The organism is Streptomyces sp. (assembly GCF_031181705.1).
GTDB lineage: Bacteria > Actinomycetota > Actinomycetes > Streptomycetales > Streptomycetaceae > Streptomyces.
In genome coordinates this window covers 1-9,750 of record NZ_JAPSKN010000163.1, presented here as the reverse complement: position 1 = coordinate 9,750, position 9,750 = coordinate 1, and the positions used below count along the sequence as shown (strand labels likewise).

The 9,750-nt window shown below is 71.5% G+C and carries 8 protein-coding genes; 7 read left to right on the top strand and 1 reads right to left on the bottom strand.

Annotation, left to right across the window (positions count from 1 at the left end):
* The first annotated feature begins 166 nt into the window (after nt 1–166).
* The 6 genes from nuoK (at nt 167) to RIN80_RS23655 (ending at nt 7,198) form a co-directional block, all read left to right on the top strand.
* Nucleotides 167–565: an NADH-quinone oxidoreductase subunit NuoK gene (gene nuoK, locus RIN80_RS23680; RefSeq protein ID WP_309097665.1), complete on the top strand. Its 399-nt coding sequence runs from the start codon at nt 167–169 to the stop codon at nt 563–565.
* Nucleotides 562–2,556: an NADH-quinone oxidoreductase subunit L gene (locus RIN80_RS23675; protein ID WP_309097664.1), complete on the top strand. Its 1,995-nt coding sequence runs from the start codon at nt 562–564 to the stop codon at nt 2,554–2,556. Before nuoK ends, RIN80_RS23675 begins: the two co-directional genes overlap by 4 nt.
* A 6-nt stretch (nt 2,557–2,562) precedes the next feature.
* A complete protein-coding gene (locus RIN80_RS23670) occupies nt 2,563–4,137 on the top strand; it encodes an NADH-quinone oxidoreductase subunit M (protein WP_309097663.1) in 1,575 nt (524 codons plus the stop codon).
* Nucleotides 4,134–5,660, top strand: coding sequence for an NADH-quinone oxidoreductase subunit N (locus RIN80_RS23665; protein ID WP_309097662.1), 1,527 nt, complete (start codon nt 4,134–4,136; stop codon nt 5,658–5,660). The genes RIN80_RS23670 and RIN80_RS23665 overlap by 4 nt, the downstream gene beginning before the upstream one ends.
* 285 nt (nt 5,661–5,945) lie before the next feature.
* On the top strand, nt 5,946–6,809 hold the full coding sequence (htpX, locus tag RIN80_RS23660) for a zinc metalloprotease HtpX (RefSeq protein WP_309097661.1): 864 nt from the start codon (nt 5,946–5,948) through the stop codon (nt 6,807–6,809).
* Nucleotides 6,806–7,198 carry a YccF domain-containing protein gene (locus RIN80_RS23655; RefSeq protein ID WP_309097660.1) on the top strand — a complete coding sequence of 131 codons (393 nt, stop codon included), beginning with the start codon at nt 6,806–6,808 and terminating at the stop codon, nt 7,196–7,198. Before htpX ends, RIN80_RS23655 begins: the two co-directional genes overlap by 4 nt.
* Nucleotides 7,199–7,512: 314 nt before the next feature.
* Here RIN80_RS23655 and RIN80_RS23650 read toward each other — a convergent pair whose 3' ends face one another.
* A complete protein-coding gene (locus RIN80_RS23650; protein WP_309097659.1) occupies nt 7,513–8,811 on the bottom strand; it encodes an APC family permease in 1,299 nt (432 codons plus the stop codon).
* A 193-nt stretch (nt 8,812–9,004) separates the two neighbouring features.
* Between RIN80_RS23650 and RIN80_RS23645 the strand changes: the two genes are divergently transcribed.
* A complete protein-coding gene (locus tag RIN80_RS23645) occupies nt 9,005–9,271 on the top strand; it encodes a GlsB/YeaQ/YmgE family stress response membrane protein (RefSeq protein ID WP_309097658.1) in 267 nt (88 codons plus the stop codon).
* Nucleotides 9,272–9,750 lie beyond the last annotated feature (479 nt).

Sequence of the window (9,750 nt, the reverse complement as noted above, 5' to 3'; positions counted from 1 at the left end):
AGGCCACCGCCACCCCCGCCGAAGACGCCTCCGCCGAAGGCGCCCCGGCCGGCCGAAGCGACGGGAACCCGGCCGCGGCCCGTGACGACAAGGCTCGCGACGACAAGGCCCGTGACGACAAGGCCCGTGACGACAAGGCCCGGGGCGAGAAGGAAGGGACCCGCTGATGCACCTCGCCTATCCCGCCGTGCTCTCCGCCCTCCTCTTCTGCACCGGTCTGTACGGCGTCCTCGCCCGCCGCAACGCGATCCTGGTCCTGATGTCGGTCGAGCTGATGCTCAACGCCGTCAACCTCAACCTGGTCGCCTTCGACGTCTGGCTCAGCAGGACCGCCGAGGAGACCCTGCACTCCGGCCAGGCCCTGGCCCTGTTCACCATCGCCATCGCCGCCGCCGAGATCGGCATCGGCCTGGCGATCGTCCTCGCCGTGTACCGCAACCGCGGCACCTCGGACATCGACAAACTCCGCGACACCTCCGAACGGCACGACCCCGACGGCCCCGACGGCGACGCCCGCACGGCAGAGCCGTACGGCGAGGCCCAGAAGGCTGAGGCCACCGCGTGACCACGACCACCCTCGCCGTCCTCGTCCCCCTCCTTCCGTTCCTCGGTGCCGTCGCCGGCCTGCTCCTGGGCCGCACGGCCCCCGGCTTCGTCCGCCCCCTCGCCGTCCTGCCGGCGCTCACCGCCCTGGTGCTCGCCGCGCTGGTCGCCGTACGCCAGGGCGGTGACGCGGCCGTCGACGCGGCCACGGAACTCACCCCCACCGGCTCGGTCCCGATCGAACTGGCCCTGCACATCGACGGCTTCGCCGCCCTCGTCGCCGTCCTGGTCGCCCTGGTCGCCTCCTGCGTGCAGATCTACTCGACGGGCTACCTGCGCGACGACCCGCGCTACCCCTCGTACGCCGCCCTGGTCTCCCTGTTCACCTCCGCGATGCTGCTGGTCGTCTACTCCGGCGATCTGATGGTGCTGCTGGTCGGCTGGGAGGTCATGGGCATCTGCTCTTACTTCCTGGTCGGCCACTACTGGGAGACTCCTCAGGCCCGCGCCGCCTCCCTGAAGGCCTTCCTGGTCACCAAGCTCGGCGACGTCCCCTTCCTGATCGGCCTGTTCGCCCTGGCCACCGACGCCGGCTCCTTCCGCATCACCCGGATCCTCGGCACCGTCGCGAGCGGCGGGCTCGACCACCCGACCCTGATCGCCCTGCTCCTCCTCGCGGGCGTGGCGGGCAAGTCGGCGCAGTTCCCGCTGCACACCTGGCTCCCCGACGCCATGGCGGGCCCCACCCCCGTCTCCGCGCTGATCCACGCCGCGACGATGGTCGCCGCCGGTGTCTACTTCATCGCCCGTCTCCTCCCGGTCTTCGAGGCCTCCCAGGCCGCGATGGTGGTCATGGCCGTCATGGCCGCCGTCACGATGGCCGGCTCGGCCCTCGCCGCGCTCGCCCAGGACGACATCAAGCGCGTCCTCGCGTACTCGACGATCGGCCAGCTCGGCTACATGACCGGCGCCCTCGCCGTCGGCGACCGCGGTGCCGCCGTCTTCCACCTCCTGTCCCACGGCGCCTTCAAGGCGCTGCTGTTCCTCGCGGCCGGTGTGATCATCCACGCCGCCGGCACCAACTCCCTCGCCGCCATGTCCCGCATGCGGAACCTGCGCGACCGGATCCCGGACGCCTACTGGACGATGACCGTGGCGCTCCTCGCGCTCGCCGCGATCCCGCCGTTCAGCGGCTTCTTCTCCAAGGAGGCCGTCCTCGGCGTCGCCGAGCACGTCGTCACCGGTCACACCGAGCACGCCCCCGCCGCCGCGGGCTGGATCGTCCTCGTCGCCGGCCTTGTCACGGCCGTCCTCACCGCCGCCTACGCCATGCGCCTGTGGCTGCTCGCCTTCCGCGGCCGGGGCGCCGAAGCGCCCGACCACGGCAGGCAGCCGCTGACGATGACCGTGGTGCTGTGGGTGCTGGCCGTCCCCTCCCTGGCCCTCGGCGGATTCGCGTTCCGCGTGCTGCCCGACTGGTTCGACGGCCGTGACCTGGGCCCGACCCTGACCACCGCCGTGCTCGGCACGGGCCTGGCCCTGGCCGGCGGCATCGTCACCTACGCCGCCTGGCGGCACACCACCGCTCTCGCGGCACGCATCCCGCTGGGCGCCGTCGCGGCCCACCCCGAGGGCGACGCCGCCCGGGTCGAGGCGGAAGCCATCGCCACGCACGAACCGGCCTACGGGGACATCGCCCACGCACCCGACCCCGCGGACCCGGGACGGCTGCTGCTCGGCCCCCTGCACCGGCACGCGGCCGCCGGCTTCCACCTGGACGCCGCGTACACCGCCCTCTTCGTCCGCCCGGTCCAGGCCGGAGCGAGCCTCGTCCGGTTCCTCGACCGCGAGGTCGTCGAGACCTATGTGCGCGGTGCGGGTGCGCTGCCGCGCTGGCTCGGCACCGCCGTACGGCGTTCCCAGACCGGCAACGTCCAGACCTACGTGAGCGCGCTGCTCGCCGGCACCGTCGTCCTCGCGGTCGCCGTCGTCCTCGTCGCCACGGGAGCGTGAGCAGGCGTGATCGATATCAACGAGTCCGTGATGCAGTTCCTTCTGGCATTCGTCGTCGTCGGCCCGCTCCTGGGCGCCGCCGCGGCTCTCCTGCCGGCCCCGCCGGGGCTGAAGGGGAAGTCACCCGAGCAAGCCGTACTGCGGCACGGCGTCACCGTCACCGGCGCCGTCCTCATCGCGGCGATCGTCCTCGCGCTCGGCTTCGACCACGACCAGCCGTCGAAGATGCAGGCCAGCACCGACATCAGCTGGATCCCCGCACTCGACGTACGCATCCACCTCGGCATCGACGGCATCTCCCTCCCCCTTCTGGTCCTGACCGCGCTGCTGACCTTCCTCTGCGCGCTCTACTCGTACTTCAAGATGCCCGAAGGCCCGGCCCCGAAGGCCTTCGTCGCCCTGCTCCTCGTCCTCGAGTCCGGCACGCTGGCGACCTTCGCCGTCCTCGACCTGCTGCTGTTCTTCCTCGCCTTCGAGATGGTCCTCATCCCGATGTACTTCCTCATCGCCCGCTGGGGCGGTGAGGGCCGGAGCCAGGCCGCGTGGCGGTTCATCCTCTACACACTGCTCGGATCCGTGGTCATGCTGCTCGGCCTGCTCCTGATCGGGATCAAGGCGGGCACGTTCGACATGATGGCACTCGCCACTGACAACGGCCGGTCGCTGACCACATCCGTGCAGGTCACCGCTGTTCTGGCGATCGGGATCGGGCTCGCCGTGAAGACGCCGATGTGGCCGCTGCACAGCTGGCTGCCCGACGCCCACACCGCCGCGCCCACCGTCGGCTCCGTCCTACTGGCCGGCGTTCTGCTGAAGATGGGTACGTACGGATTCGTCCGGATCCTGCTTCCCATCGCACCGGACGGCTTCCGCACCTTCGCCCCCTACCTCGCCGCCCTGGCCGTCGTCGGCATCATCTACGGATCCCTCGCCTGCCTCGCCCTCGCCAGGCAGGGCGCGAAGGGTGACCTCAAGCGCCTCATCGCCTACTCCTCCGTCGGCCACATGGGCTTCGTGCTGCTCGGCATCGCGACGATGACCCCGACCGGCGTGAACGGCGCCCTGTTCGCGAACATCGCCCACGGCCTCATCACCGGCCTGCTCTTCTTCCTGGTCGGCGCCCTGAAGGACCGCACCGGCACCACCGACCTCGACACCCTCGCCGAGGAGACCGGAGCCGCCCTGTACGGCAGGGCCCCGCGCCTCGGCGGCCTCCTCGCCTTCGCCGCCGTGGCCTCGCTCGGCCTGCCGGGCCTGGCCGGCTTCTGGGGCGAGATGCTGGCCCTGTTCGGCGCGTTCCGGCCCGCCGAGGGCCTCAGCCGCCCCGCCTTCCTCACCTTCATGGCGATCGGCGCGTTCGGGACGCTGCTGACGGCCGCGTACCTGCTGATCGTGGTCCGCCGCGTCTGCATGGGCGCCCTGCCCCAGGACGCCCCCCGGCTCACCGACGTCCGCGGTTACGAGTTCGCGGCCTGGACCCCGCTCGTCGTCCTCACCGTCGTCGCGGGCCTGTGGCCCAAGGCCCTCCTCGGCCTGAGCGACCCGGCCGTCCAGCAGCTCCTCGCAGGAGGCACCCGATGAGCTCCCCGGCCCAGCCCCTGGCCGCCTCGCTCGTCCAGTCCGTCGACTGGCTCGCCATCGCGCCGCCCACCATCGCGGCGGTCGTCGCACTCGCCGTCCTGGTCGCCGACCTGTTCGTCGCGGAGCACCGCAAGGCGCTCCTCGGCTGGACGTCGGTGGCGGGCCTGGCCGCCGCCACGCTGATGCTGCTGCCCCTCCTGGACGGCGACCGCAGCACCTTCTGCCTGACCCGCGACGCCGCCGTGTGCAGTTACACGGCCGACCGCTTCACCCTGGTCATCCAGTTCCTGGTCCTGGGCGGCGCCCTCCTCGCCGCCCTGCTGTCGGTCACGGCCCTCAAGGACGCCCGCAGGACGCTGCCCGAGGGGGAGTACTGGTTCCTGCTGCTGTCCTCCGCGGCCGGCGCCGCCCTCCTGCCCGCCTCCCGCGACCTGGCCACCCTGATCGTCGCCCTGGAGGTCGCCTCCCTGCCCGCCTTCGCGCTGGTCGGCCTGAAGTACGGCGACCGGAAGTCCTCCGAAGCGGCTCTGAAGTTCTTCCTGTCCTCGGTCACCGCCACCGCTGTCAGCCTCATGGGCATCAGCTTCCTGTACGCCTCCACGGGCACCCTCTACCTGACCCAGGTCGCCGACCGCATCCAGCACGTCGACGGCCAGCTCCACACGCTCGCGGACACGGGCGTCGTCCTCACCCTCGTCGGCTTCGCCTTCAAGACCGCCGCCGTGCCCTTCCACTTCTGGGTGCCCGACACCTACGTGGGCGCGCCCCTGCCGATCGCCGCCTACCTGTCGGTCATCGGCAAGGCGGTCGGTTTCAGCGGCCTGATCCTCGTCACGGTCGTGGCCCTCCCGTCCTACGCCGACGTCTGGGGCCCGGCGCTGGCCGCCCTGGCCGCGCTCACCATGACCGTGGGCAACCTCGGAGCCCTCCGCCAGCAGGCCACGCGCGCGTACAGCGCGGTACGCCTGCTCGCCTGGTCGTCCGTCGGCCAGGCCGGCTACCTCCTGGTGCCGATCGCGGCCGCCGCGTACTCCGGGGACGCCGAGAAGTCGATCGGCTCCACCGTCGCCTACGCCCTGATGTACGGCGCCGTGAACCTCGGAGCCTTCGCCGTGGCCGCGCTCGTCGGCCGCACCAGGTCCCTCAACCGCGTCACCGACTACCGCGGCCTCTACGCGTCGAACCCCCTGTCCGCGCTGCTCCTGGCGTTCTTCCTGCTCTGCCTCGCCGGGCTGCCGCCGGGCGTCATCGGCCTCTTCGCCAAGGTCACCGTCTTCTCGGCGGCCGTCGACGCCGGCCTCGGCTGGCTGGCCGTGATCATGGCCGTCAACGTCGTCATCGCGCTGTTCTACTACCTCCAGTGGACGGCCCTGCTCTTCCGCGCCGCCCCCGAGGGCGAGGCCGGGAAGCACCGGGTGCCCGCCCCCCTCACCGCCGCGCTCGCCCTGACCGGCGTCCTCGGCATCGCCCTGTCCGGGGCTCCCCAGCTGGTCCTGCGGTTCACGGACACCGGGCTCTTCTGAGCCCGGGCCGGGGCGCCTCCCCGAGTCGAGCGCCACGCCCTGACGGCACACCGGCACGCTTTCGCCACGCGCGCGTGGGCACTCGCCACCGCACGCGTGCGGTGGCGCGTCCGAGGCCGTCACCCGTACGGTCCACGGCCGTGCCCCGCGCGCACAAGGGAACTAGTGCCTCCCGCCTGGCGTTGACCAGTACGGGAGGGTCCACTGGACGTGGCACCACGGCATCAGTGACACCGCAGCACAGCAAGCAAGGGTCCCCCTGCCGCACCACTTGGAGGGCGTACCGTGCACCGCCGGCACAACGGGCTCAGGACAGCAGTCCTCCTCGGAGGACTGTCCGCACTCATCATCGTCATCGGCAGCTTCTTCGGCCGCATGGGGCTCGTGATCGCCGTCCTGGTAGCGCTGGCCACCAACGCGTACGCGTACTGGAACAGCGACAAGCTGGCCCTCCGCGCGATGCGCGCCCGCCCGGTGAGCGAGTTCGAGGCCCCGGGCCTCTACCGCATGGTCCGCGAACTGTCCACGCAGGCCCGCCAGCCCATGCCGCGCCTGTACATCTCCCCGACGGAGGCGCCCAACGCCTTCGCCACGGGCCGCAACCCACGCAACGCCGCCGTCTGCTGCACCGACGGCATCCTGCGCCTCCTGGACGAGCGCGAGCTGCGCGGCGTCATCGGCCACGAGCTCAGCCACGTCTACAACCGCGACATCCTCATCTCGTCGGTCGCCGGCGCCCTCGCCTCCGTGATCATGTTCCTGGTCAACTTCGCCTGGCTGATCCCGATCGGACGCTCCGACGACGATGACGGCCCCGGCCTGCTCGGCATGCTGCTGATCATGATCCTGGGCCCGCTCGCGGCCTCCGTCATCCAACTGGCCATCAGCCGCTCCCGCGAGTACCAGGCGGACGCCTCGGGCGCCCAGCTCACCGGCGACCCCCTCGCCCTGGCCAGCGCCCTGCGCAAGCTCGATCACGGCACGAAGCAGCTCCCGCTGCCGCCCGAGCCGCGCATCGAGACGGCCAGCCACATGATGATCGCCAATCCGTTCCGCCCCGGCCAGGGCCTGTCGAAGATGTTCTCCACACACCCGCCGATGGCGGAACGCATCGCCCGGCTCGAGAAGATGGCAGGTGGGAATCAGTGAAGACCATCCTGAACGTCATATGGCTCGTCTTCAGCGGCTTCTGGCTGTTCCTCGCCTACATGCTGGCGGGCCTGCTCCTCTGCATCACCGTCATCGGCATCCCGTTCGGCGTCGCGGCCTTCCGCATCGGCGTCTACGCGCTGTGGCCCTTCGGGTACACCACGGTCGAACGCCGTGACGCCGGCGCGCCGTCCTGCGTCGGCAACGTCCTGTGGCTGGTCCTCGCGGGCTGGTGGCTCACCCTCGGCCACATCGCCACCGGCATCGCCCTGTGCGTCACGATCATCGGCATCCCGCTGGGCATCGCCAACTTCAAGCTCATCCCGGTCTCGCTGCTCCCGCTGGGCCGCGACATCGTGCGGACGAACGAGCCGTTCGCGGTGCGCTGACGGCGAGTCCCGAGCCCGGTCTCCCAAGCCGGAACGCTCCCTCATGCCCCGGTTTCTCCACAGGCCACGGGTTATCCACAGGCCCGCCCGGCTGTCGGCGCCGGCCTGCATCATGAATGCATGACCGCGACCGAGCAATCGCATCCCCGACCGACAGCCGTCCCCCGCAACAGCCGCCCGAGAGCTTCTGTTTCCCTGGGCGAGCCCGCCGCCACGATACGAGCATCCTGACCGGCACCAGCCAGGGCAACGGCTAGCGAGAAGCCGGTAAGAGGGGGACGGCCCTCCCCGCCAGGAGAGGCACCCGCACGCCCCTACGCCCGACCGCCCCCCGCCCGGGCCCGCGCCCACCGCCGCACCCCGTAGGCGACAACCCCCACCAGCAGCACCCCCGCTCCCACCACCACGGAAACCCCCGGCAGCGAGAACGCCAGCACCACGCATCCGACCAGCCCCACCACCGGCACGACCCGCGCCGCCGGTGCCCGATCCAGCGTCCAGGCCGAAGCGTTGGCCACCGCGTAGTACGTCAGCACACCGAAGGAGGAGAACCCGATCGCGCCCCGGACGTCCACCGTGGCGGCCAGGACCGCGACCACCGCACCCACGGCCAGCTCCGCCCGGTGCGGCACCTGGAAACGGGGATGCACCGCCGCCAGTGCCCCCGGCAGATGCCGGTCCCGGGCCATGGCCAGCGTCGTGCGCGACACCCCCAGGATCAGCGCGAGCAGCGAGCCCAGCGCGGCCACGGCCGCACCCACCCGCACCACCGGCACGAGCCAGGGCATCCCGGCCGCCCGTACCGCGTCGGCCAACGGTGCCGTCGCCTCCCCCAGACCGCCCGACCCCAGGACCGAAAGGACAGCCACAGCCACGCACACGTACACCACCAGCGCGATGCCCAGTGCCAGCGGGATCGCGCGGGGAATGGTGCGCGCCGGATCCCGCACCTCCTCGCCGAGCGTGGCGATCCGGGCGTACCCGGCGAACGCGAAGAACAGCAGACCGGCCGCCTGCAGCACACCGCCCGCCCCGTCCGACGTCCCGATGGCCAGCCGGCCCGCGTCGGCTGCGTCGGACACCAGACACACGACCGCCACGAGAGCGAGGACCGCCAGGACCACCGCCACGATCACCCGCGTCAGCCAGGCGGACTTCTGGATGCCGCCGTAGTTCACCGCGGTCAGCGCCACCACGGCCGCGACCGCCACCGCGTGCGCCTGACCAGGCCAGACGTAGGTGCCCACGGTGAGCGCCATCGCCGCACAGGAGGCCGTCTTCCCCACTACGAACGACCAGCCCGCGAGATATCCCCAGAAGTCCCCGAGCCGCTCACGCCCGTACACGTACGTGCCGCCCGAGGCGGGATAACGGGCGGCGAGGCGGGCCGAGGACGTGGCGTTGCAGTACGCCACCACCGCGGCGACGGCGAGCCCGATGAGCAGACCGGAACCGGCCGCGTGCGCCGCAGGCGCGAGCGCGGCGAAGATGCCGGCCCCCACCATCGAGCCGAGTCCGATGACGACGGCGTCCCCGACACCGAGCGTGCGGCGCAGCGCGGGATCCGGGGAACCGGAGAAACCCGGGGAACCGGGGGGACCGGAGGCAGTCATGCGTCGCACCCTACTGATCAGCGCAACCGGGGCATGCAGCCAGGACGTCCTCCCGACCAAGAGGGCGTGAACGGGTACGGCAAGGACGACGCACCCGTTCAGGCCCGCGTACGACGCACGGGCCCGGCCTGCGGGAAGCGAGATCACAGGGCCGGGACAGTGCGGGCACAGCCTGAAAGGGCGGGTTCACGGCATGACCATCATCAGCTGGATCATCCTGGGGCTGCTGGCCGGGGCGATCGCGAAGTTCCTGCTGCCGGGACGCGACCCGGGCGGCCTCATCGGCACCACCCTGATCGGCATAGCGGGCGCGTTCATCGGCGGCTGGATATCAGCCCGCTGGATGGACCACCCGATCACCAAGGACTTCTACGACGGCGCCACCTGGGCGGCGGCGATCGCCGGATCCCTCGTCCTCCTGGTCGCCTACCGCCTGCTGTTCGGCAACTCGCGCGACTGACCGCGCCCACGAGGCGCCACCCACGCGCGACCGACGCGCCCGCACACCGCGACCGGCAGCGAGAACGGCGGGCACCGAACAGGCACCCGCCCCCTCGCACCACCCCTGCGTGCCCGTGCAGACCATGGATCCACGGGACCCAGGGGACCCGGCGGTCCTACCGGTGTTCACGAACTGCCCGTGGGGTACGTGCGACCTGCAGCGATGGTCGTGCACCCCATCTGACGTGCGGAAACTGTTGCCACGAGTGTGGCGGTTTCACACTGTTAGTCGCTGTCTTGTGCCCGCGTTGTGCCCTCGATGGGCGTTGAGGGCACCAGACGCCTGCTCGGTCAGCGGGCGTCACCAGCCTCGTATTGCCAGCTGCTGCCGGTCCCCCTGTACTGCTCGACCGGAATCGGGTTCACGTCCTCCCGCATCCCGGCCAAGTACAGCACGCCGTGCAGGTCGTCGACCAAGCTGGCACCGCGTTCGCCGCA

Bases quoted from the DNA above. Each gene is read 5' to 3' on its own strand.
- nuoK (WP_309097665.1), top strand. From the start codon at position 167: ATGCACCTCGCCTATCCCGCCGTGCTCTCCGCCCTCCTCTTCTGCACC.
- RIN80_RS23665 (WP_309097662.1), top strand. From the start codon at position 4,134: ATGAGCTCCCCGGCCCAGCCCCTGGCCGCCTCGCTCGTCCAGTCCGTC.
- RIN80_RS23650 (WP_309097659.1), bottom strand. From the start codon at position 8,811: ATGACTGCCTCCGGTCCCCCCGGTTCCCCGGGTTTCTCCGGTTCCCCG.
- RIN80_RS23645 (WP_309097658.1), top strand. From the start codon at position 9,005: ATGACCATCATCAGCTGGATCATCCTGGGGCTGCTGGCCGGGGCGATC.